Source organism: Herbaspirillum rhizosphaerae (assembly GCF_001189965.1).
Taxonomy (GTDB): Bacteria; Pseudomonadota; Gammaproteobacteria; order Burkholderiales; family Burkholderiaceae_D; genus Herbaspirillum; species Herbaspirillum rhizosphaerae.
On the sequence record NZ_LFLU01000002.1, the window covers coordinates 249507 to 273220 of the forward strand.

At 60.6% G+C, this 23714-nt stretch carries 19 protein-coding genes; 10 read left to right on the forward strand and 9 right to left on the reverse strand.

All coding sequences use genetic code 11. The features are described 5' to 3' along the window. Nucleotides 1–4: 4 nt before the first annotated feature. From AKL25_RS03910 to AKL25_RS24095, 3 genes are all read right to left on the reverse strand, one after another. A complete protein-coding gene (locus AKL25_RS03910) occupies nucleotides 5–1462 on the reverse strand; it encodes a sensor histidine kinase (protein ID WP_240475638.1) in 1458 nt (485 codons plus the stop codon). Nucleotides 1463–1476: 14 nt separating this feature from the next. Continuing rightward, the gene (locus AKL25_RS03915) at nucleotides 1477–2154 is read right to left on the reverse strand and encodes a response regulator (protein WP_050476336.1); all 678 of its coding nucleotides are present in this window, start codon (nucleotides 2152–2154) and stop codon (nucleotides 1477–1479) included. Nucleotides 2155–2239: 85 nt separating this feature from the next. Continuing rightward, complete coding sequence (locus AKL25_RS24095; RefSeq protein ID WP_157050476.1) at nucleotides 2240–2443, reverse strand: hypothetical protein; 204 nt, start codon at nucleotides 2441–2443, stop codon at nucleotides 2240–2242. Nucleotides 2444–2539: 96 nt separating this feature from the next. Here AKL25_RS24095 and AKL25_RS03920 point away from each other — a divergent pair, with 96 nt between their 5' ends. From AKL25_RS03920 to AKL25_RS03940, 5 genes are all read left to right on the forward strand, one after another. Beyond that, nucleotides 2540–3514: a tripartite tricarboxylate transporter substrate binding protein gene (locus tag AKL25_RS03920; RefSeq protein ID WP_205627208.1), complete on the forward strand. Its 975-nt coding sequence runs from the start codon at nucleotides 2540–2542 to the stop codon at nucleotides 3512–3514. A gap of 61 nt (nucleotides 3515–3575) precedes the next feature. Next, complete coding sequence (locus AKL25_RS03925) at nucleotides 3576–4694, forward strand: ABC transporter substrate-binding protein (protein WP_050476337.1); 1119 nt, start codon at nucleotides 3576–3578, stop codon at nucleotides 4692–4694. Between the two features lie 236 nt (nucleotides 4695–4930). After that, complete coding sequence (locus AKL25_RS03930; protein ID WP_240475645.1) at nucleotides 4931–6688, forward strand: ABC transporter permease; 1758 nt, start codon at nucleotides 4931–4933, stop codon at nucleotides 6686–6688. Between the two features lie 59 nt (nucleotides 6689–6747). Then, nucleotides 6748–7827, forward strand: coding sequence for an ABC transporter ATP-binding protein (locus tag AKL25_RS03935; RefSeq protein ID WP_050476339.1), 1080 nt, complete (start codon nucleotides 6748–6750; stop codon nucleotides 7825–7827). Between the two features lie 101 nt (nucleotides 7828–7928). Further along, the gene (locus tag AKL25_RS03940; RefSeq protein ID WP_083444567.1) at nucleotides 7929–8990 is read left to right on the forward strand and encodes a porin; all 1062 of its coding nucleotides are present in this window, start codon (nucleotides 7929–7931) and stop codon (nucleotides 8988–8990) included. A gap of 93 nt (nucleotides 8991–9083) precedes the next feature. Here AKL25_RS03940 and AKL25_RS03945 read toward each other — a convergent pair whose 3' ends face one another. Together AKL25_RS03945 and AKL25_RS03950 are read right to left on the reverse strand one after the other, a co-directional pair. Then, nucleotides 9084–9581: an asparaginase domain-containing protein gene (locus tag AKL25_RS03945; RefSeq protein ID WP_050476340.1), complete on the reverse strand. Its 498-nt coding sequence runs from the start codon at nucleotides 9579–9581 to the stop codon at nucleotides 9084–9086. 74 nt (nucleotides 9582–9655) lie between these two features. Then, nucleotides 9656–12256, reverse strand: coding sequence for a chemotaxis protein CheW (locus AKL25_RS03950; RefSeq protein ID WP_050476341.1), 2601 nt, complete (start codon nucleotides 12254–12256; stop codon nucleotides 9656–9658). A gap of 346 nt (nucleotides 12257–12602) precedes the next feature. Here AKL25_RS03950 and AKL25_RS03955 point away from each other — a divergent pair, with 346 nt between their 5' ends. Continuing rightward, the gene (locus tag AKL25_RS03955) at nucleotides 12603–13358 is read left to right on the forward strand and encodes a hypothetical protein (protein WP_050476342.1); all 756 of its coding nucleotides are present in this window, start codon (nucleotides 12603–12605) and stop codon (nucleotides 13356–13358) included. Here AKL25_RS03955 and AKL25_RS03960 read toward each other — a convergent pair. Beyond that, a complete protein-coding gene (locus tag AKL25_RS03960) occupies nucleotides 13336–14322 on the reverse strand; it encodes a D-2-hydroxyacid dehydrogenase family protein (RefSeq protein ID WP_050476343.1) in 987 nt (328 codons plus the stop codon). The two genes, AKL25_RS03955 and AKL25_RS03960, sit on opposite strands and share 23 nt — an antisense overlap. A 101-nt stretch (nucleotides 14323–14423) precedes the next feature. Continuing rightward, nucleotides 14424–15425: a zinc-dependent alcohol dehydrogenase family protein gene (locus tag AKL25_RS03965; protein ID WP_050476344.1), complete on the reverse strand. Its 1002-nt coding sequence runs from the start codon at nucleotides 15423–15425 to the stop codon at nucleotides 14424–14426. A gap of 188 nt (nucleotides 15426–15613) precedes the next feature. Here AKL25_RS03965 and AKL25_RS03970 point away from each other — a divergent pair, with 188 nt between their 5' ends. Together AKL25_RS03970 and AKL25_RS03975 are read left to right on the forward strand one after the other, a co-directional pair. Then, nucleotides 15614–16498, forward strand: coding sequence for a LysR family transcriptional regulator (locus tag AKL25_RS03970; protein WP_050476345.1), 885 nt, complete (start codon nucleotides 15614–15616; stop codon nucleotides 16496–16498). 571 nt (nucleotides 16499–17069) lie between these two features. Then, complete coding sequence (locus tag AKL25_RS03975) at nucleotides 17070–18938, forward strand: phosphoenolpyruvate carboxykinase (GTP) (protein WP_050476346.1); 1869 nt, start codon at nucleotides 17070–17072, stop codon at nucleotides 18936–18938. Between the two features lie 70 nt (nucleotides 18939–19008). Here AKL25_RS03975 and AKL25_RS03980 read toward each other — a convergent pair whose 3' ends face one another. After that, nucleotides 19009–19449: a thioesterase family protein gene (locus tag AKL25_RS03980; protein ID WP_050476616.1), complete on the reverse strand. Its 441-nt coding sequence runs from the start codon at nucleotides 19447–19449 to the stop codon at nucleotides 19009–19011. A 326-nt stretch (nucleotides 19450–19775) separates the two neighbouring features. Between AKL25_RS03980 and ahpC the strand changes: the two genes are divergently transcribed. Further along, entirely contained in the window at nucleotides 19776–20339 is a 564-nt protein-coding gene (gene ahpC / locus AKL25_RS03985) for an alkyl hydroperoxide reductase subunit C (RefSeq protein WP_050476347.1), read from the forward strand. Nucleotides 20340–20603: 264 nt separating this feature from the next. Then, nucleotides 20604–22199 (forward strand): alkyl hydroperoxide reductase subunit F, encoded by a 1596-nt coding sequence (gene ahpF, locus AKL25_RS03990; protein ID WP_050476617.1) that lies wholly within the window; start codon nucleotides 20604–20606, stop codon nucleotides 22197–22199. A 126-nt stretch (nucleotides 22200–22325) separates the two neighbouring features. On the opposite strand, the gene AKL25_RS03995 is transcribed toward ahpF, so the two are convergent. Continuing rightward, a complete protein-coding gene (locus AKL25_RS03995; protein ID WP_050476348.1) occupies nucleotides 22326–23486 on the reverse strand; it encodes a D-alanyl-D-alanine carboxypeptidase family protein in 1161 nt (386 codons plus the stop codon). Nucleotides 23487–23714 lie beyond the last annotated feature (228 nt).

The window sequence follows — 23714 nt, forward strand, 5'->3', positions numbered from 1 at the left end:
GGAATTATTTGCGCGAGGATGCCGGGAAACGCACCTTCACCACCAGGCCCTGATTTGAACCCGGATCGTTCACGCTGTCGGACAGGATGATTTCTCCGCGATGCGCCGACGCAATGTCGCGCACGATGGACATGCCCAGGCCGGCGCCGTGCGGATTGGCGAGTTGCGCCGACGGTGCGCGATAGAACGGCGCAAACACGCGTTCACGATCGGCTGCGGGGATGCCGGGGCCGTTGTCTTCCACCTCAAGCACTGCATGCAGATCGTCGCCGATGCGCTGTTCAAACACGCGCATGCCGATCTTGCCGTGTGCCGGCGTATAACGGATAGCATTGTCGAGCAGGTTGACCACCAGCTCATGCAGCAGCAGCGGGCTGCCGTCGATCAGCACGTCGTGCTCGCTATCGAAGGACAGGTCGATGTGTTTGGCGACGGCGTGCTGCGCCAGCTCCAGCGCCACCTGGCGCGCCGCGCCGGTGAGCGAGACCGGTGCGATGCCGCCTTCGGCCGCACCGTGTTCGGCGCGCGCCAGGGTCAGCAGGCGATTGGCCAGATGCACCGTGGAGTCGGTGGTGCCGGCAATGCTCTCAACCAGTTCGCGCAGTTCATGCAGCGCACGCGGATCGTCCGGGGCGCGGTCGAACTCGCGCAACGCCAGTTCGGCCTGGGTCTTCAAGACGGTGAGCGGCGTGCGCAACTGATGCGACGCGTCGGCGATGAAGCGGCGCTGTCCGGTGATCAGGGTTTGCAGGCGTTCCATGTAGCCGTTCATGGCCAGCACCAGCGGCCGCATTTCCTTGTGCACGCGGTCGGGGTCGAAATCGGACAAATCCGTCGGCGCGCGCGATTCGACATCGCTGCGCAATTGCATCAGCGGCCGCAGCACGAAACGCACGGCAAACCACACCAGCAACGCGGCGACCACCACCAGCACGCCCTGGCGCCACATGGTGTCGAACAGGATCTTGCGCGTCATGCCGCGCCGCGCATCCATGGTCTCGCCAACCTGGATCAAGGCGATGCCGCGCATGCTGTCGTCGTACACCGGTTGATACAGTGCGGCGATGCGCACGGGTTGGTTGTGATAATCGGCCTGGTAGAAACGCACCAGCGCCGGATAGGCTTCTGAGCGTTTAACGTCGGCCGGCAAGGGCGGCAGGTCGTCATAGCCGGAGACGAATTCGCCCTTCACGCCGGTGACCTTGTAATAGATGCGTCCCAGCGTGTCGGTCTCGAAACTGTCGAGCGCCACGTACGGCACGTCGGCCACGACATGGCCGTTGACCACGGCGACGCGCTCAGCCAGTGCGCGCGTCGAGGCCAGCAGCGAACGGTCGTAGGCAATGTCGGCAACTTCCAGCGCATTGTAGTAAACCGACACGGCGTCGACCGCCACCAGGATGAGCAGCGGCACCAGCAGCCAGCGCATCAGCTGGCTGCGCAGACTGCCGAGTCTGGTCATGGCGAAATGCCGTATCATCCGGCGGATTGCAGCAGGTAACCGAGGCCGCGCAGGGTGGTGATGGAGACGCGCCCTTCATCGATGGCGTCGAGCTTCTTGCGCAGCCGGTGGATGTAGATTTCGATGGCGTCGACGTTGGCGTTGTCGTCCAGCGAGAACACTTCCTGAAACAGTTTCTCCTTCGCCACGGTGCGGCCCACGCGCGAGATCAATGCTTCCAGCACGGCGTGTTCGCGCGGCGTCAGCGCCAGCATGGCGCCGCCGTAAGTGAACATGCGCGACACCGTATCGAAACTCAGCGCGCCGCAATTGACGGTGACGGCTTCATTGCCTTGTGCGCGCCGCAGCAGCGCCTTGACGCGCGCTTCCAGTTCCACCAGTTCGAAGGGTTTGGCGAGATAGTCGTCGGCGCCGAGATTAAGACCGTTGACGCGATCGTTGAGTCCGCCGCGCGCCGTCAGGATCAGCACCGGCGTGCGGCTACCGCGTCCGCGCAGGCGCTTGAGGACTTCCAGGCCATCCATCTTGGGCAGCGTCAGGTCGAGAATGACCAGCGCGTATTCCTGGGTCAGCAGCAGGCTGTCGGCGTCGGCGCCGTTGGCCGCGCATTCGACGGTAAGGTGCGCATCCAACAGAGCCTTCGATAGCCAGCGGGACAGTTCGACGTGATCTTCAACCAATAGAATGCGCATGATGACAATGAAAAAATATGGTGCAACGCAATAAGACAGCGAACAACGACAAGTACCAACGACAGGGACCAACTCCATGAGTGAATCACCACAGCGCAGCAATGCGCAAACACGGATAGCTGCGGATGCTAACAGATGCAGGGCCTTTGTAATAGCGGGTTTGCGCGGCATGCACATACTCACCGGATTCTTTCACCGCACTGAAAGCCGAATGAAAGTTTGGAGAGGTAGCATGCGCCCACATCATCAAATCAATAAAAATAAAAAACCTATATTGGAGAGACAGCATGAACCCGATTCGTCCTCGCGCGCTTATTTGCACGCGTACCTATACCCATTCGCCGCACCGCGTTCTCGCCGCTTCGTACCAGGCCTGACTGTCGTCATGACTTCGACCATCCGGCATCCGGCGCTGCTGCGCTTGCTGCTCGCCGGCGCGCTTTCGCTGTGTGTATTTTCCGCGCAGGCGACGGAATGCATCGTCCCGGCCAAGCCCGGCGGCGGGATGGATGGCGCGTGCAAGATGATGCGCAAGGTGCTGCCTGCCAAAGACGGCGCACCTGAAATCAAGATCAGCTATCTGCCCGGCGGCATCGGCGCCGTGGCCTGGAGCTCGGTGGTCTCGCAGCGGCGCGGCGGGCCGGATACGCTGGTGACGTTCTCGGGCGGCTCGCTGCTGAATCTGGCACAGGGCAAATACGGCAAAGCCGCCGTATCCGATGTGCGCTGGCTGGCCGGCGTTGGCGCCGACTACGGCATGATCGCCGTGCGCAGCGATGCGCCGTACAAGAATTTGCGCGAACTGGTCGACGCCATGGGCAACGACCCCGGCAAGATCACCATCGGCGTCAGCGGTACGGTGGGCAGCCAGGACTGGCTCAAGGTGGCGATGATCGCCCGCCGCGCGGATATCGATCCCAAGAATTTTCGCTTCGTTGCGCTGGAAGGCGGCGGCGATTCGTTCACCGCTTTGCAGGCCAACCACGTGCAAGTGATTTCCGGCGACGCCTCCGAGGCCGCCGCTTATATCAAGGAAGGCCGATTCCGCATCCTCGCCGTGCTGTCGGAAGAGCGCCTGCCCGGCGTGCTGTCCGGCGTCGCCACCGCCCGCGAGCAGGGCTTCGACGTGGTGTGGCCGATCATCCGCGGTTTTTACATGAGCGCGCACGCGTCGGATGCCGACTACCAGCGCTGGGTCGGCATCTTCGACCGCGCCATGGCGACCGAAGAATTCAAGCGCCAGCGCGCCGCCAGCGGCCTCTATCCGTTTTCGATGACGGGGCCGCAACTGACTGAATACGTCCGCAAGGTCGTCGAGCAATACCGCAAGCAATCGCAGGAACTGGGGCTGGTCAGATGAGCGCAAAGAAGCACGCTGACCGGGTCCTTCCTGCCCACTAAAAATCCAAAGGAGATTTCGCATGTCCATTCGTGTATTCGTGAAACGCCACCTCGCTGTTGCCCTGGCCCTGGCTTTGCCGCTGGCCGGATTGTCCTCGTCTGTTTTGGCGCAAGTGCCGGCCGGTTATCCCGCCGACTACGCCAAGGTGATCGACGCGGCGAAGAAAGAAGGCAAGGTGGTGGTCTACAGCACGACGGACTCCAAGGCGGCGGAAGCCCTGATCAAGGATTTCAGTGCGCTGTATCCGGCCGTGAAGGTCGAATACAACGACATGAACTCCACCGAAGTCTATAACCGCTTCATCTCCGAAGCGGCTGCCGGCGGCGCCACCGCCGACGTGATGTGGTCGTCCTCGATGGACCTGCAGGTCAAGCTGGCGTCGGAAGGTTACGGCCTGGCCTACAAGTCGCCGGAAGCGGCCGCCATCCCGGCGTGGGCGAACTGGAAAGACACCGCCTACGGCACCACTTACGAACCTGCCGCCATCGTCTACAACAAGCGTCTGGTGCCGGAAGCCGAAGTGCCGACCACGCATGCGGAATTCACCAAACTGCTGACCACCAAACTCGATAAGTACAAGAACAAGGTCACGACCTACGACATCGAAAAATCCGGCGTCGGTTTCAGCCTGATCACCCATGACCTGAAACTCAATCCGCAGTTCTGGGATTTCGCCAAGGCGCTCGGCGGCGTGGCGGTGCGCGTGCAGTCGTCGACCGGCACCATGCTGGAGCGCATTTCCTCCGGCGAAAACCTGATCGGCTACAACATCCTCGGCCCTTACGCGCTGACCCGCGCCAAGAAGGATCCGTCGATCGGCATCGCTTTCACCAAGGATTACAACCTGGTGTTGTCGCGCGTGATCTTCGTCAACAAGTCGGCCAAGAACATCAATGCCGGCAAGCTGTGGATGGACTACATCCTGTCCAAACGCGGCCAGACCATCATCGCCAATGACGCGCAATTGTTCGCCATCCGCAGCGACGTGACCGGCGCGACAACGTCGGCAGATTTGAATAAGCAACTGGGATCGGCATTGAAGCCAATGCCGGTCAACACTGAATTGCTGGAGTACCTGGACCAGACCAAGCGTCTGGCTTTCCTGAAGCAATGGAAGGACGCCGCCGGCAAGAAATAAGCTGCCGGGCGTCATCTGCAACAAGCAGTCCGGCTAACCGGCCGGATTGCAGTTTTCAAGACATCACCGCTCGTCTCTCTTCGTTCGGGAAGCCGCTTTTGCGCCCTCCCTGGCCGGAGGCTTGTCCGGATTTTCGGATGAGGAGGGGAGCTGTCGCGTCTATTTCTTAGGTAGTAAGACTTATGCAAACACTTTCAACCACCGATCGCATCGATCCCGCCGGCAAACGCTTTCGCATGCGACTGAACTGGCCGCGCGGCGTCGTTGTCGTGCTGGCGTCGCTGGCGATCTTCGTGCCGCTGCTGCTGATTTTTTATCAGAGCTTCTTGTCGGCGCCGTTCTTCGCACCGGTGAAGACGCTGACGCTGGATTCCTACCGTTTTATTTTCGACGATTCGGATTTTCGGCAGGCCTTCGTCAACGGCTTTTATCTCGCCTCCGGCCTGGCGCTGATCGCCGTGCCGCTGGGCGGCATGCTGGCCTTCCTGATGGTGCGCACCGACTTGCCGGGACGCGGCTGGATTGCGCCGATGCTGCTGGTGCCGATTTTCGTGTCGCCGATGGTGATTGCCTTCGGCTACGTGGTGGCGATGGGGCCGGTCGGCTTCTATACGGTGTGGGTGCGCAATTTCTTGTCGGTGTTCGGTTTCGAAGGCGATCCGTGGAATGTGTATTCCTTCCCGGCCATCGTCGTCATCGCCGGCCTGACCCACGTGCCGCACGTTTATCTGTACGCGTCCGCGGCGCTCAAGAGTCTCGGCTCCGACGTCGAAGAAGCGGCGCGCGTCTCCGGCGCGTCGCCGCTGCAGGTGGCGCTCAACGTGTCGCTGCCGATGATCATGCCGGCGCTGGCGTATTCGGGCGTGCTGGTGTTCTTCCTCGGCTTTGAAGTGTTCGGCCTGGTGCTGGTGCTGGGCGATCCGGAAGGCCATCTGGTGCTGGCGACTTATCTCTACAAGCTCACCAACAAGCTCGGCACGCCCTCGTATCACCTGATGGCGGCGGTCGCAGTTTGCCTGGTGGCGGTGACGATGCCGCTGGTGATGCTGCAGCGCTGGTTGCTGAAGTCAGCCAACAAATACGTCTCGATCAAAGGCAAGGGCGCGCGCCAGAAGGCGCTGCCGCTGGGCAAGTGGCGCTGGATCGCGTTCGCACTGATCGCCGGCTGGCTGCTGTTCACCGTGATCGTGCCGCTGTCGGGCATTGCACTGCGCACCTTCGTTTCGCACTGGGGCGACGGCGTGACCTTGCTCGACGTGCTGACGCTGCAAAACTTCCGCGACGTCTGGAGTCAGCCCTCGCTGGTGCGCGGCATCATCAATACCGTGCTGATCGGCGTGATCGGTGGTGCGATTGCCGTTGCCTGCTACAGCGCGATTGCATTGGCGATGCATCGCAAGAACGACGGCATCACCCGTTTTCTCGATTACAGCGTGCTGGTGCCGCGTGCGGTGCCGGGTCTGCTGGCCGGCTTGTCTTTCCTGTGGGTATTCCTGTTCGTGCCGTCGTTGCTGGACAACTTCCTCAAGGGTTTCGACAACGATGTTGCGCGCTGGCTGGTCGAGAATTTCATTCCTCAGTTACGTGAACTGCGCTCGACCATTTTCTCGGTCTGGTTGGCGTATTCCGTGGTGTGGATGGCCTATGGCCTGCGCCTGATCACCACCGCCTTGCTGCAGGTCGGCCCCGAACTGGAAGAAGCGGCGCGCGCCGTCGGTGCGCAGCGCGGCCAGGTCACGCGCGACGTCACGCTACCGCTGGTCAAGTACGGCCTGCTCGGCGCCTGGCTGATGGTGTTTCTGATCTTCGAGCGCGAATACTCGACCGGCGTGTACCTGCTGTCGCCGGGCACCGAAGTGATCGGCTCGATGATCGTCTCGATGTGGGCCGCGGGCGCGGTGGAACTGGTGGCGGCGCTGTCCTTCATCAACATCACGCTGGTCGCGATCGGTTTGGGAATTGCCCTGCGCTTCGGCATCAAATTGCACGATTAACTTATTCAATACACGAGGCTGCAGTGCGATCGCCGCAGCCTGTAATCAAAGGAATCATCATGTCAGAACTTACCGTCAACGACCTGCACCTCGACTACGGCAGCGGCGCCGGCGCCAATCCGATTCTCAAGGGCGTCTCCATGCAATTGCAGCGCGGCGAAGTAGTCGCTTTGCTCGGACCGTCCGGCAGCGGCAAGACCACGCTGCTGCGCGCCGTAGCCGGACTGGAATCGCCCAAGGCGGGCACCATCGACATCGCCGACCGTCGCGTTTTCGACGGTTCGCGCAAGCTTGAGATCCCCGCCGAGGAACGCAATCTCGGCCTGGTATTCCAGTCCTACGCCTTGTGGCCGCACAAGACCGTGTTCGACAACGTCGCCTACGGCCTCAAGCTGCGCAAGATGGGCAGCAGCGAGATTGCCGAACGCGTCAAGACTGTGTTGTCGCAGCTCGGCCTCGGCCATCTGGGCGAACGTTTTCCGCATCAGCTTTCCGGCGGCCAACAGCAGCGCGTCGCCATTGCGCGTGCGCTGGTCTATAACCCGCAAGTCATTCTGCTCGACGAGCCGTTGTCCAACCTCGACGCCAAGCTGCGCGAAGAGGCGCGCGCCTTCCTGCGCGAACTGATCGTGCGCCTCGGTTTGTCGGCGTTGATGGTGACGCACGATCAGGGCGAGGCGATGGCGATTTCGGACCGCATCCTGCTGCTCAACAACGGCAAGATCGAACAGCAAGGCACGCCGCAAAGCATGTACCAGACGCCGGACACCCTGTTCACCGCCGAATTCATGGGCAGCAACAACCGCCTGCCCGGCAAGGTACTGCAGCGCGACGGCCAGCGCGTCACCTTGCAGGTGGAAGGCGGCACGGTGCAGGCCACGGCGCGCGGCGGCAATACCGGCAGCGACGTCACCGGGATCATCCGCCTCGAACAAGTCCGTATCACCGATCACCAGACCGACAACGCCATTCGTCTGCCGCTATCGACCTGCATGTATCTGGGCGATCGCTGGGAGTGCCTGTTCAAAGCCAAAAGCGCGGACAGCACAACGGTCGGCTTGCGCGCCTACGCGCCGCACAAGCTGGAGCAGGGCGAGTACTGGCTGAGCCTGCCGGAGCAAGCGCTCTGGGCATTTTGATTTGACGCATGGGCAGGACGGCCGCCTGCCCGTGCATCAAAACATCGCATCAACGCATAGCAACACAACCATAAAAACGATTTTCATCAAGGAGAGAAAGAGTGCAGAAGAAATTATTGGCAGCAGCAATCCTGTCGGCCGTCAGCGGCATGGCGGCGGCGCAGAGCAATGTCACCGTCTACGGCCTGATCGACACCGGCATCGAATACGTCAACAACGCGAGCGCCCAGGGCGGCAGCGTCACACGCATGAGCTCGGGTGCGATGAATACATCGCGTATCGGCTTTCGCGGCACCGAAGATCTGGGCGGCGGACTGAAGGCCGTCTTCCAGCTGGAAAACGGATTCAAGCTTGATACCGGCGCCTTCGACGGCGACGCCAACCAGCTGTTCAACCGCCAGTCGAATGTCGGCCTCGAAGGCGGTTTCGGCCGTGTGGTCGCCGGACGCTCGTTCAGCACCACGTATGACTTCATCCTGCCGTTCGATCCCATGGGTTACTCGGCGCAGTATTCGTGGGTAACCTCGGCCGGCGCTACCGGCGGCCGCAAGGACGGCATGCCGACCGGGGTATCGAACATGATCAAGTACCAGGGCGATTTCGGCGGCTTCAAGATCGGCGCGATGTACGGTTTCGGTGAAGTTGCCGGCAGCGTCAACGATACATCGAAATATGGCGTCGGTCTGGCTTACGGCAACGGTCCTTTCTCGCTGGCGACCACTTACGATCGCGTCAACGGCACGGCGGCAGTTGCCGGCGGCGCGTATGACAAGACCACCACTGTGCACCTGGCCGGCGCTTATCAACTGATGGAATCGCTGAAGTTCAGCCTCGGCTATCGTTACTTCAAGAAGACGCTGGCGACCGGTGCGGCCGATCTGCGCAGCGATTTCTACTGGGGCGGCGCGACTTACAAGTTCACGCCGGCATGGAGCCTGATCGGCACCATCTACTATCAAAATCAGAAAAATCTGGTCAAAGATGCCGATCCGATCATGTATTCGCTGCGTCTGAAATACGCCTTGTCCAAGCGCACCGATCTGTACGCCAGCGGCGCCTATGCCAAGGCAAAGAACAACCAGCTGGTTGGCCTGTCGCGTGATGACGTCGGGTTTGGCAACAGCCAGACCGGTGTGACATTGGGCATGCAACACCGGTTCTGATCAGTTGTTTGTGCTGTGAGTAGTAAGTAGTGGGCAGTAATAAAAAAGCGAGGCTTTGGCCTCGCTTTTTTTTGCGTCGAGAGAAATGCTGATTCAGTCTAGCGGCTCGATCGGCTCGAACACGCCGGCGGTCCGGTTCTTCTGCACCTGATCCCACGCAAAGACGCGGCCGTTCATCGCCACGTAGACGCCATGCGTCAACACCTGGGCGACGCCGCAGGCGAAACCGAAATTGAATTGTGCATCCGATCCCTGAATGGCGTAAGGAATCATGGCGCCGGTCAGCACGATGGTCTTGGCCAGTTGCGCTGCGCCCAATACGCGTGCGGTGTCTTGCATCGTATCGGTGCCGTGGATGATGACGATGGCGTTTTCTTCGGAGCGGTCGCACGACGCCAGCACGCGGCGGCGGTCGATGTCTTGCATGTCGAGCGAATCGAGCAGGGGCAGTTCTTCCAGCGTCGCAGGGACGGTCAGGCGCGCGCGCGCGATCACGGCCGGCAGATGGCTGTTGGCGAAGCCGAGCTGGCCGGCGATTTCGTCGTAGTGTTTGTCGAAGGTGCCGCCGGTGGCGATGATGCGTAAAGTCATGATGGTGACGAATCAGTAAGAACAAGTCTTCGCCATCATACCCCACATCTCGCCGGCGGCAGCACTCGGCAGACTCAGGCGGCCATGAGTTGCAGCGTGGCGCCGGTATTTTCAGCGGCCTGTTCCGCCGCCTCCGGCGGCATCGGGATCTGGCCGTCGATCAGCAGCGCGAACAAGCGCGCGACATCGATGGCCTGGATCAGCAACTGGCCGTTGTTGGCCTTGATGACTTGCGTCACCAGCATCGACGCGCCTTGCATGGCGAACGGCGTATGGATGATCTGGCCGGGGTTGAATTGCGGCACGGCATGCAGCTCGTCGACCAGCAGGCCGATGGTGTGTTCGCCTTCGCGCACGATCATCACCTGGCTGCTGCCGCTGACGGCCGAGCGCGTGCCGCGCATCATCTGGCCGAGGTCGAAGACCCAGATGAATTCCTTGCGCTTATTGTCTGCATCGTGGTGCTGCAAGCCCAGCACGCCGATCTGTTCCGGGCGCGTTCCCATCGAGGTCGGCAAGACCGAGCTGTACGGTACGGCTTCGACGACATGCGCGGCCGAGATGGCGAACAGATTGTTGTCGCTGAAGAAGGTGGCGTATTCGCTGCCGTCGGCGATGGTGGGATCGGTCTCCAGCAGGAACTGGCGGCTGTCGGTTTGCGAACCTGCACCCTGAACCGCGCCGAAGGATTCGAACACCACGGCGATGATGTCTTCCTGATAGCCGTCGCTGACCTTGAATTCGCGATAACCGCTGGACACCGAGCAGGCCACGATGGCGTATTCGTTGTCGTGCACGGTGACCTGCGAAGCGCGTCCGCCGTTGGCGATGGCCAGCAGCGCCGGATCGATGGCGAGCGTGTCGCCGACGGCGCGCGTGTCGTCGGTGGTCGAGATGATGCGCGCATTGCGGTCGATGTAGAAGGCGGTCATCTTCTTCTTGCCGGTGATGCCGCTGGCCAGCATGTTGGAGAATTCCGGCGTCGAATCGAACACGATACCGATGCCGCCGACCACGACAGCTTCGTTGTCGAGGTCGCGAATCGCCGCATGGTAAATGTAGGTGTTCTTGTCGTCGTACAGCGGCGTCGCCGCAAACTGGCTGACGTGATATTGCTGCTGCGTGCGCAGCGAGAGGACCTGGTTGAGACTGTCTTCATCGACGTGCGTACCGATCATGGCGGCGGCATTGTCGCCGGTGCTGGCGACGATGCGGCCGTGACGGTCGTAGACGAAGATGCGCGTATACACGGTGTAAAGACCGTTGATGTAGGCGAGGATGGTGCTCATCTTCTCCACCGTTGCCTGGTCTTGTTCCGATTGCGCCAGTGCGGTGCGCAGTTCCGGCGTCAAGGCCCACCAGCGGCAGTCGTCGGAGCGTTCATACAGGTTGCGGTCGAGCAGGTCGACCAGCAGGCTGGTGGTGAACTCGGCGTCGCGCATGCCGGACACCAGCACGGTCTGATAAAGGTCGTGGATCGATTGCGCGAACAATTCGTTGCTGCGGTTGCCGGTTTCGCTGATCTGATCGAGGATGGTCTTGAGCTTGAGCATTTCGCCGCGCTGGCCGGCGGTCATGACCTGGCCGTTCCAGACGATGCGCTGGATGGTTTTGGCGGCGGTCATGATGTCGAACAACGGCGGGCAGAAGGACTCCGCATGCGACAGCAAGCCCTCGGCGATGTCGGCCGGCAGCTTGGTCAGCGCGTCGCTGATGACGCCGCTGAATGCGACTTCCACCGGAATCATCACCTGTCCCTGCCAGCCGACGGGACCGGGATAGCCCTGATAACCGTCGGACGACACCGTGCGCACCAGATACTCGCGGCCGCAGAACAGCATCAGCGAGGCATTGCCGTCGCGGTTAACCGGCACTTCGGTGCCGACCGGCACCCACAGCTTGTCGGCGCTGGCGATGACGCGGTTGTCGGCGTCCAGCAGCAGCATGTTGGAGCGCGATTCGGCATCGCGATGCGAAGAGAAAATGCCGGCCATCTCTTCTTCGAAATGGAAGCACAGACAGAGGATGCCGACTACCGCACCAGTTTGGGGATGCTGCATGCGGCGCGAGTAAATCAGCGCGCGCTCCTTGCCGGGACGCAGGTCGCTGAAGCGGAAGGTCTCGACATAGGTATCCGAGTTGAGCGTCTCGCCGATGAGCGCGTCGGCGCTGTGTTCCAGCGGTGTAGCCGGATCGATCTGCACCAGTACGTTGCCCTCGGTATCGAGCAGCATGATCTCGTCGTAGACGGTGTATTTGTTGCGATACTCGCGCAGGCGATAGCGGATCGCGTCGGCGTTGTCGGTGATGCCGGCGACGAAATTGCACAATTCGCGATCAGTCGCGAGGAAGCCGACATCGGCGGTGCGTTCGAACAGGTTGCGGACCACGATGTCGATCACGTATTGCGCTTTGGTGCCGATCTCGGTGAGCACGTTGCGGACTTTTTCCTGGACCAGGCTGACCACCAGCTCGCGTTCAAGACGGCTGAAGCCGGTGCGCGTTGCCGCCATGGTCGGCAGGATGGTCTTGGCCTCACTGGGGCAATTCATTTTGGCCGAGGCCTCAATCACGCGCCACATCAGATTCAATTCCTGCAACGACTGTTCGCATTTCGTCACATCGCGCATGTACGGCAAAAAAGTCTCGGTTTGAATTGCTACGTGCTCACTCATTGTTGTCCCTTGGTTGAAAGCGTTCGTCAGAACCTATCCGCGCCGTGCTTATGTTTTATATAAATTTCTGAGCTGTTGCCGGCGCTCAGTTGTCATTACGCAAATTGCGTGCCACGCATTTTATTAGCGAAACGACATTCATGTTGTCTACAAGATCGTCCGCAAAGCCGCATACAGACTGGCTCCGATAAATTTCCGTGCAGCAATTGCAAAGACGTTTTTCCGATGAATAAAAAGCGTGCGGTTGAATTTCGCAAAAGGAGAGGCACCTAAGTCAACGCTGCGTCACACAATCGTCACGCCGTCGTCAGTCAGATTTTTTATAGTTGGATAAAATCGAGGGGATATGAAACCGATCGCTCCCGGCACCGTCATCTTTCATCGTCATCGCGGCTATGGCGTCATCGTCTCCGTCAATTTATTGACGGGGTGGATTTCTGCGCGCTTCGGCAGCGAGGTGCGCACGCTCGATCTGAATCTGTCCTCGGATGAAGTGCAGCACGCGGACGGCACGCCCATCCTGTTTCGCCGCGCGCCGCCGGACCGCATGCCGCACGCACGCCTGATGGCGATGGTGCGCGAACTGCATGCAGCCGGTTATCAGCGTTTGTATTTATATAGCTGGCCCAAGCCTTCCGGTTTGCATTGGCGCTGGCATTTGTTCGCGGGTCCGCGGCACTGGAATGAACGCCCTTGGCGCGAAGGTTGGTACGGCTCGGGCGCAGACTACAACTTCAATCCGATTTTCGGCTGGGGCGATGTGCCGGGCGCGAGCGCTCAGGATCTGGCGAGCGCACTGGCGCAATTCGATCCGCATGGGTTGGCGCAGGCGCTGGGGAGAGATGAGGATCACACCGACTGGTTTGCATCAGTGTGCGAGGCCTTGTTGCCCGACTATGCATTCAGTCTGGGCTGGGATCACACGGGACAGATGCCGGAACATCTGCCCGTGATTGCGGTGCGTCGCGGCGTTGCGCCGTATGCCGGACCGCCGCTGCCTTGGCCGCCCGGCTGGGCGCATTTATGGAAGGTGTCGCACGCGCCTCATCTGGCGTATGCGCCGCCGAGGCCTGTTCGCATCAAGCCAACGCCTCAGGATTGAGGACATTCTTCGGCGCGCCGGCGGCGAAGTCGACGATGTTCTGGAACGCCGCGCGGAAGTACAACTCATAGCCGTCTTTTTCCACATAGCCGAGATGCGGCGTGGCGACCACGTTGTCCATGCGCAGCAGCGGCGAATCCTGCGGCAGCGGTTCGGTCTCGAACACATCGAGTCCGGCGAAACCGGGACGTCCCTGCTGCAGCGCTGCTTCCAGCGCGCCTTCGGCCACCAGTTCGGCGCGGCTGGTGTTGATGAAGGTTGCGGTCGGTTTCATGTGCGCCAGATCTTCTGCCGTGACGATGCCGCGCGTGGCGTCGTTGAGGCGCAGATGCACCGAGATGAAATCAGCCGCCGCAAAAAATTCTTCCTTGCTCGCCGCGGCGGTATAGCCGTCTTGCTGCGCCTGCGTGCGGCTGGCGTCGCGGCCCCACACCAGCACCTTCATGCCGAAGGCCTTGCCGTAGCCGGCCACCATGCGACCGATCTTGCCGTAACCCCAGATGCCGAGCATGCGGCCCTTGAGCGCGACGCCGAGGGGATTGTGTTGCGGCACGGCGGAAACTTGCTGCCAGATGCCGGCCTTGAGGTTGGCAGTGTATTGCGGTATGCGGCGCGCGGCGGCCATGAGCAGCGCCCAGGTCAGTTCCGCCGGCGCAGTCGGATCGCCGACGCCTTCGACGATGGCGATGCGCTGCGCGGTGGCGGCAGCGACGTCGACGTGGCCGCTGACCTTGCCGGTTTGCGAAATCAATTTCAGCGCCGGCAGTTTTTCCAGTAGCGCCTTGTTGAAGACCGTGCGTTCGCGAATCAATACAACGGCGTCGAACGGCATCAGGCGCGCGACCAGTTGCCCGGTGCCGCGCACGCTGTTGGTGAATACTTTGACGTCATGTCCGTCCAGCATCTTGAAGCAGTCGAGCTGGCGGACGCTGTCCTGGTAGTCGTCGAGGATGGCGATCTTCATAGGGTCTCCGGAGGGCGGTCGCTGTTGGGGAAAGCCACATCATAAAACGCCCGCCGGATTTTTGCCGCGCCCTTTCAATGCCAGCCGCTCATGTCACGATCTCAGGCGGGGATTTCAATCACCAGCTTGCCGCGCGCGCCGCCGGCGTCGATCACGTCGTAAGCGGCGTCCGCCTGGTCGAAGCCGAAGCGGCGTGGATCGACCTGGACGACGATCTTGCCTGCTTCGACCAGCCTGGCGGCTTCTGCCATGATTTCGCCGTGGTGGGCGCGGCCCTTGCCGGTTAGCAGCGGCATCAGCGTGAACACGCCCGAGTAGGTCGCGGCGCGGAACGACAAGGGCGCCAATGCATGCGTGCCCCAGCCCAGGCAACTGACGACGTGGCCGTGGTAGCGGCGTGCGGCGACGAAAGACGCATCCAGCGTGGCGCCGCCGACGGTGTCGTAGACGATGTCGAAACCTTCGCCGTCGGTGTATTGCTGCACGTATTCGTCGACGGTGGCGGCGCGATAGTCGATGAAGGTGGCGCCGTAGCCGGTGATGACGTCGCGCTGTTCGGCCGAGCCGGTAGCATAGACGTCGGCGCCGAAGGCGATGGCGATCTGCACGGCGATATGGCCGACGCCGCCGGCGCCGCCGTGCACCAACACCTTCTGACCGGCGCGAACGTGCGCGCGGTCGACCAGGCCTTCCCAGGCGGTGATGAAGATCAGCGGCAGGGCGGCGGCGTCGCGCATAGCGATGTTGGATGGCTTGTGCGCCAGCAGGTCGGCATCGACGGCGGCATATTGCGCCAGCGAACCTTGTACGCTGCCGACGCCGCCGGTCATGCCATAGACTTCGTCGCCGACGCTGAAGCCGGTGACGCCGGCGCCGACGGCTTCGACCACGCCGGCCATGTCGATGCCGAGGATTGCCGGCAATTGCGCCTGGGCGTGACCGGCCTTGCCGGCGCGGATCTTGGCGTCGAGCGGATTCAGGCCGCTGGCGCGGATGCGCACCAGCACCTGGCCGGGGCCGGCGACCGGGCGGGCGATGTCTGCGACTTGCAGCGGGGTGGCGTTGGCGTTGAGCAGGACGGCTTGCATGGCAGGGGTGTTCATGACGTTTCCTTTCGGTAGGGATGGTTGGGCGCTGGGTTGTTCTTCAGCGATGGAGCCAGTGTAGAGAGGGACGGCGTGCAGAAAAACGGGGCAGGCGGCAATACAGAATGATGAAAACGTGGATAATCGATTGCCGCCCGCAACGGCATGCAAGACACAACACCATCGATTAAAAAAGAGAGCAAAGCATGGACCGACTGGATGCCCTGAAAGTGTTTTGCAGCGTGGTCGAGGCCGGCGGTTTCAGCCGCGCCGCCGATCGTCTCGGGATATCGACCTCTTCCGTGACCAACCAGATCTCCGCGCTGGAGACGCACTTTCGCATCAAGCTGCTCAATCGGACTACGCGCAGCATGTCGCTGACGGCGGAGGGGCGGCAGTGCTACGAGCAGGCGCTCAAGCTGCTGGGCGACATGAGCGAGCTGGAAGAGGGGTTGATGCAGTCGAATGCCACACCCTCAGGCACCTTGCGCGTCGACATGCCCAGCGTCATCAGCCGTCAGTACATTGCGCCGGCCTTGCCCAAGTTTCTCGCGCAGTATCCGGACATCGCGCTCAAGATCACCGTCGGCGACCGCATGATCGACATGGTGGAAGAGGGCGTGGACGTGGTGATCCGCATCGGCGATCTGCCCAGTTCCAACCTGATTGCGAAGACCGTTTTCAAGACCAGCTTCATGACCTGCGCCTCACCGGCTTTCCTCGAACGCCACGGCGTGCCGAAGACGCCGCAGGAGTTGCCGGATTTTACTTGTCTCGGATTTCTTAATCCGCGGTCGCGCATGGTGCGGCCGTGGCAGTTCGCCAAGGGCAAAGACAGCTACACGCATATCCCGCAAGGCGCGCTGGCGATGGATCACGTGGAGTCGCTGATCGAGTCCGCCAAGGCCGGTTGCGGCCTCGTGCAGCAGATGTCGGTGTCGCTGATTCCGCCGGTGCGCAGCGGTGAGCTGGCGCCGGTGTTGCAGGACTGGCTGGCGCCGGGGCCGGATGTGTCGGTGCTGTTTCAGCAGAAGCATCATCGGGCGGCGAAGATCAAGGCCTTTGTCGACTTTGTCGCAGGCATCTTTTGATGTTTTTCAGACACTTTTTGCCGGTCTGCGGCCCAGGTCGTTTTCGGTAACTGCGCCGCCTTAATTTTGTGCTGCTGCACAGCAATGTCAGGCAGGCGCTGACAACAGATCGGCCGTTTGTCCGGTGGCACTTTGATACGGCGGCGGTGTCCATCCAGTATGGCTTCGGCAGGCGAAATCTCTACGCTATCCCGGCACGACTTCTTTTGCTGCACTGCTTCGTAATGAAAAAACGCGATCGCGTTAAAAGCGTATTTCCTACTACATTAGTCGGTTACTTTTCACTACAATTAAGCAGGGTACGGGTGTACAATCGCCGCCTGATTTTCATAAAAGCAGTGGCTGCGGAACAATCTTTCACAGCGCATTTATGAACGGTTTCAGTGAAGACCATGGCGCAATTCCGGCCTGCTCGCCCCTCTCGCGAACAGCCCGGCGGCCATGACCTGAAGCATTCGACAAGACCGCCGTACCACCGGCTGATGGCGCCACCCGCCTCGCCGGCTGCATGCAACGACGATCCTGCCGTGCCAACGAATTCGATTTAACTTTAGGCATTGGAGGTAGTGTTATGAATCAACCCGTGATGGAAGGCGTCGCCGCATTGAACGCCCCCGCTTTCGTCAAACACCAGAAACTGATCAACTGGGTCGCCGAGATCGCCGCGCTGACCAAGCCGGAAAGCATCTACTGGTGCGACGGCTCGCAGGAAGAATACGATCGCCTGTGCGCTGAAATGGTCGCCGCCGGCACCATGAAGAAGCTGAATCAGGAAAAGCGTCCGAACAGCTACCTGGCCTGCTCCGATCCGTCGGATGTGGCGCGCGTGGAAGACCGTACCTTCATCTGCTCCAAAAACAAGGAAGACGCCGGCCCGACCAACAACTGGACCGACCCTGCCGAAATGCGCACGACCCTGAACGGCCTGTTCGCCGGCAGCATGCGCGGCCGCACGCTGTACGTCGTGCCGTTCTCGATGGGCCCGCTGGGTTCGCCGATCGCGCATATCGGCGTGGAGTTGTCCGACTCGCCTTACGTTGCCGTGAACATGCGCATCATGACCCGCATGGGCAAGGCCGTCTATGACGTGCTGGGCACCGACGGCGATTTCGTGCCGTGCGTGCATACCGTCGGCGCGCCGCTGCAAGCAGGCGAGAAAGACGTCGCCTGGCCATGCAACGCCACCAAGTACATCGTTCACTATCCTGAGACCCGCGAAATCTGGTCTTTCGGTTCCGGCTACGGCGGCAATGCGCTGCTGGGCAAGAAGTGCTTCGCCTTGCGCATCGCGTCGACCATGGGCCGCGACCAGGGCTGGCTGGCCGAACACATGCTGATTCTCGGCGTGGAATCGCCAGAGGGCAAGAAGCACTATGTCGCAGCGGCGTTCCCGTCGGCTTGCGGCAAGACCAATTTCGCGATGCTGATCCCGCCGAAGTCCTTCGACGGCTGGAAAGTCACCACCATCGGCGACGACATCGCCTGGATCAAACCGGGCCAGGACGGCCGCTTGTATGCGATCAATCCGGAAGCGGGTTATTTCGGCGTGGCCCCGGGCACCAACGAAAAAACCAACTTCAACTGCATGGCGTCGCTGCGCGCCAACACCATCTTCACCAACGTCGCACTGACCGACGACGGCGATGTCTGGTGGGAAGGCATGACCAAGGAAGCGCCTGCGCATCTGGTCGACTGGCAAGGCAAGGACTGGACGCCGGCAATCGCCAAGGAAACCGGCCGCAAGGCGGCGCATCCCAACGCGCGTTTCACCGTCGCCGCGACACAGAACCCTGTAATCGACGCTGCATGGGACGATCCGGCCGGCGTGCCGATCTCGGCCTTCATCTTCGGCGGTCGCCGTTCGACCACCGTGCCGCTGGTGACTGAAGCGCGCAACTGGGTCGAAGGCGTTTACATGGCGGCGACCATGGGCTCGGAAACCACCGCTGCCGCCGTCGGCCAGCAAGGCGTGGTGCGCCGCGATCCGTTTGCGATGCTGCCGTTCGCCGGTTACAACATGAGCGACTACTTCCAGCACTGGCTGAACCTGGGCCGCAAGATCGCCGCATCGCCTGCCGAACTGCCGAAGATCTACTGCGTCAACTGGTTCCGCACCGATGCCGACGGCAAGTTCGTCTGGCCTGGTTTCGGCGACAACATGCGCGTCCTGAAGTGGATGTTGGAACGCATCGAAGATCCGCAAGGCGTGCGCGTCGGCGGTACGCCGCACATCTTCGGCGTGTCGCCGCGCTATGAAGACCTGCAATGGGACGGCATCGATTTCACGCCGGAACAGTTCGCCATGATCACCTCGATCGACAAGGCGGCCTGGTCCCAGGAAATCGAGCTGCACACCGAGTTGTTCGACAAGCTGAAACACAACTTGCCGAAGGAACTGGTTGAAGTGAAGGTGGCGCTGCAGAAGAAGCTGGCGGCCTGATAGCTACAGCGATCTGATCGTTTCACACTGTTAAGGAAAACGGCCGTCGACGATCTCGACGGCCGTTTTTTTATGCGCGCAAGATCGTCTGCAGCACGCTGCGCATGTGATCCGGCACCTGCACCGGGCGGCGTGTCGCGGCATCCACATAGACGTGGATGAAGTGGCCCTGGGCTGCCGCCGTCGCATCGTTTTCGAGAAAAATCCCGACCTCATAGCGCACGCTGGAATTGCCGATGCTGGCCACGCGCACGCCGATATGCACGGTATCGGGGAAGCTGACCGGCGCGAAATAATTGCAATGCGTCTCGATGACCAGGCCGATGACGTCGCCATGGGGGATGTCGAGCGCCTGGTTTGCCATCAGGAAATGATTCACCGCCGTGTCGAACCAGCTGTAGTACACGACGTTGTTGACGTGGCCGTAGACGTCATTGTCCATCCAGCGTGTCTGCAGGACGTGGAAGTGCGGATAATCGGCGCGATTCGAGGCGGTCGGTTTGTTTGTCATCTTGTTTTGGCTGGTCACACGCGTGTTGCCATGCTGAAGTAATATTGCGACGGGAACGAAGCCCGTCTCCCGATTTCTACTGGACGGCGAGTCAGCAGTGTAAGCGATCGTCTTTGGCGACGCAGCGGGGAGGGCAAGGCCCACGGTTGCATATGACGCCTTCGTGCCCATATGCGACTCATCCCTTGTTGCACGCAGCTTGCCGTTCCATACGAATGTCGATAGTCAAATGCAATCGAAAATATTAAACAAATAAATTTGATTAATATATAGAGGCGCTTTACTATCTCTTCACTCTCTTTCAACCCCTAAGTAAAGGAAATGCAATGTCCCTGATCAATACGACAATCAAGCCATTCAAAGCAACTGCTTACCACGACGGTAAATTCGTCGACATCACCGAAGCAAGCCTGAAGGGCAAATGGTCCGTGTTCGTGTTCTACCCAGCTGACTTTACTTTCGTCTGCCCGACAGAACTGGAAGACCTGGCCAACAACTACGCTGAATTCCAAAAAATGGGCGTGGAAATCTACGGCGTGTCGACCGACACCCATTTCGCGCACAAGGCATGGCACGACACATCGGACGCCATCAAGAAAGTGCAATACCCACTGGTCGGCGACCCAACGACAACACTGGCTCGCAACTTCGAAGTCCTGATCGAAGAAGAAGGACTGGCGCTGCGCGGTACTTTCGTGATCAACCCAGAAGGTCAGATCAAGGTTCTGGAAATCCATGACAACGGTATCGGCCGCGACGCTTCCGAACTGCTGCGCAAGGTCAAGGCAGCGCAATACGTTGCTTCGCACCCAGGTGAAGTTTGCCCAGCGAAGTGGACTGAAGGCGCAGAAACCCTGAAGCCTTCCCTCGACCTGGTCGGCAAGATTTAAATCGCTGATTAAGCTACTGCGCGATTCGATCTCAAGACTGCAGGTGGGAACAATGCGTCGCCGTACCTCCGTACGGCTGCGCTTCTCCTCTTGACCTCGAACCGCTCGCTACGCTTACTCAACGATTTAAGGTAGTTGTAAAGAAATAGAAAAACTGAAGTACCAGTCCGGACTCGGCGCAAGCAACGCCGCAGAGCTCACGAGGCCGAGCGGCGGAGTCCGGACAATATTGAAATCTCACATCAGAGGAAAGTGAAAATCATCATGCTGGATGCCAATCTCAAGACCCAATTGAAAGCCTACCTGGAAAAGGTCACGCAGCCTATCGAGATCGTCGCGTCGCTGGATGATGGCGCCAAGTCTCGTGAGTTGCAGGAGCTGCTGCAGGAAATCGTCACGCTGTCCGAGCGCATCACGCTCGTCGAACGCAACGATCACGCCGCACGCAAGCCGTCCTTTTCATTGAATCGCCCCGGTACCGATATCAGCGTGCAGTTCGCCGGTATCCCGATGGGCCACGAATTTACGTCGCTGGTGCTGGCGCTGCTGCAAGTCGGCGGCCATCCCATCAAGCTCGACGACAAGGTGATCGAACAGATCCGCAATCTGGATGGCGATTACACCTTTGAAACCTATATCTCGCTGACCTGCCAGAACTGCCCGGAAGTCGTGCAGGCGCTGAACGTGATGTCGATCATCAACCCGCGTATCCGTTCGGTGACGGTTGACGGCGCACTGTTCCAGGACGAAGTCGAGAAGCGCCAGATCATGGCTGTGCCGACCGTCTACATGAACGGCGAAGTGTTCGGCCAGGGCCGCACCGGCGTGGAAGAAATCCTCGCCAAGCTCGATACCGGCGCCGCTGCCCGCAAGGGTGAAGAACTGAGCGCCAAGGAAGCCTACGACGTGCTGATCGTCGGCGGCGGTCCTGCCGGCGCAGCGGCTGCAATCTATGCAGCGCGTAAAGGCATCCGTACCGGCGTGGTGGCAGAACGTTTCGGCGGCCAGGTGCTGGATACGCTGGCAATTGAAAACTTCGTCTCCGTCAAGGAAACCGAAGGTCCGCAATTCGCGACCGCGCTGGAACAGCACGTCCGCACTTACGACGTCGATATCATGAACACGCAACGCGCCGAAGCACTGGTGCCCGGCAATGGTCTGATCGAAGTCAAGCTGGCCAACGGCGGCGTGCTGAAGGGCAAGACCGTGATCCTGTCGACCGGCGCCCGCTGGCGCGAAGTCAACGTGCCGGGCGAGCGCGAATACCGTAATCACGGTGTCGCTTACTGCCCGCACTGCGACGGTCCGCTGTTCAAGGGCAAGCGCGTGTCCGTCATCGGCGGCGGCAACTCCGGCGTGGAAGCGGCAATCGACCTGGCCGGTATCGTCAGCCATGTCACGCTGCTGGAATTTGCGGCTGAACTGAAGGCCGATGCTGTGCTGGTGCGCAAGCTGAAGAGCTTGTCCAACGTCACCATCGTGACCTCGGCGCAAACCACCGAGATCACCGGCGACGGCAAGAAGGTCAACGGCATCAGCTACAAGGAACGTGTCAGCGGCGAAGTGAAGCACGTCGAACTGGAAGGCGTTTTCGTCCAGATCGGCCTGGTGCCGAACACTGAGTGGCTGAAGGGTACCGTTGCGCTGAGCAAGCACGGCGAAATCGAAATCGACGCCAAGGGCCAGACTTCGCTCCCCGGCGTGTTCGCAGCAGGCGACGTGACGACGGTGCCGTACAAGCAGATCGTGATCGCAGTGGGTGAAGGCTCCAAGGCAGCGCTGAGCGCCTTTGATCACCTGATCCGCTCTTCGGCGCCGGAAGAAGCGCCGGTTGCAGCGAAAGAAGCGGTCGCGGCCTGACAGAGATTGCAGTATCCGTTTCAGCAGTAAGCCAAACGTAAAAAAGCCACCTCACGGTGGCTTTTTTATTGCGCTGACTTTGACGCACCGTGCGCGGAAATTTCTCGCGCACGGTGCGTTGCCGGATTATTTGAACAGCAGGCGCAGCGAATCCCAGGCACGGCCGAAGATGCCGGCAGGACCAACCGATTCCAATGCCACCAGCGGCAATTCGGTGACCACCTTGTCGTCGATCATGACCTTCAGGGTGCCGACCTTGGCGTTTTCCGAAATCGGCGCGATCAGCGGATCGTTGCGTTCGACGCGCGGCTTGATCTTGTCGGCGCTGCCCTTCGGCACGGTCACGTAGACGTCGCGTGTAAAGCCGATCTTGATCTTGCCTTGCGAACCCTTCCAGACGTCAGGCGTGTCGACGGCCTGGCCCTTGCTGTACAGTTTCACGGCATCGAAGTTCTGGAAGCCCCAGTTCAGCAGCTTCTGGCTTTCCTGCGTACGGACCTGATCCGACACGGTGCCGATCACGACCGAAATCAGGCGGCGCTCGCCATTGGCGACCGGGCGCTTGGCCGAGGTGATCAGCGAGTAGCCCGCGCTTTCGGTGTGGCCGGTCTTCATGCCGTCGACGGTAGGATCCAGCCACAGCAGGCGATTGCGGTTGGGCTGGGTGATGTTGTTGTAGGTGAATTTCTTGACCGAGTAATAGGTTTTGTAAAACTCGGGAAAATCGTTGATCAGGTTGCGGCACAGGATCGCCAGGTCGCGCGCGGTCGTGTAGGTGTCCGGGCTGGGCAAACCGTGCGGATTGCTGAAGTGCGTGCCGGTCAGGCCCTGGCGTTGCGCTTCGCGGTTCATCAGGACGACGAAGGCGTCGGTGGTGCCGGACACGGCTTCGGACAGCGCCACGGCGGCGTCATTGCCGGAGACCGAGATCAGGCCGTACAGCAGGTTGTTGATCGAGACCGGCTTGTTTGGTTCGATGAACATCTTGGAGCTGCTGGGATCGACCTTCCACGCGTTGACGGAAACGTTGATTTCCTGATTCAGGTCGAGGCGCTTGTCGCGTACTGCAGCAAAGGCCAGGTAGGCCGTCATCAGCTTGACCAGCGATGCCGGTTCGACGCGCGTATCGGCTTCTTGCGAGGCCATGATCTGGTTGCTGGAGGCATCCAGCAGGAGCCAGGATTTTGCAGCGACGCTTGGAGGTGGAAGGGTCTGGGCACTTGCTGCCGAGAAAGTGACCGACAAGGTCAGGGCGGTTGCGGCAACAGCCGCGAGTAGTTTTTTCATCTTCAGGTGTAAAAATGTGCCCCGCCGCACTGCTCGCGGGACTGTCGTTTGAAAAGAGATGAGTGAACATCGCACCGGGATTATAAACGCCGAGCCTGACAATAAGGCGGTGAGGCTGTACGGCGTCCGTTTGCTTGCGTGCTTCAAACCTGCTTTGGGTCCGTAGCGAGAGGTCATTTGCCGGTGACGCCCGGAGCGCAGGAACCGGAGTGTACTTTGGTACACGAG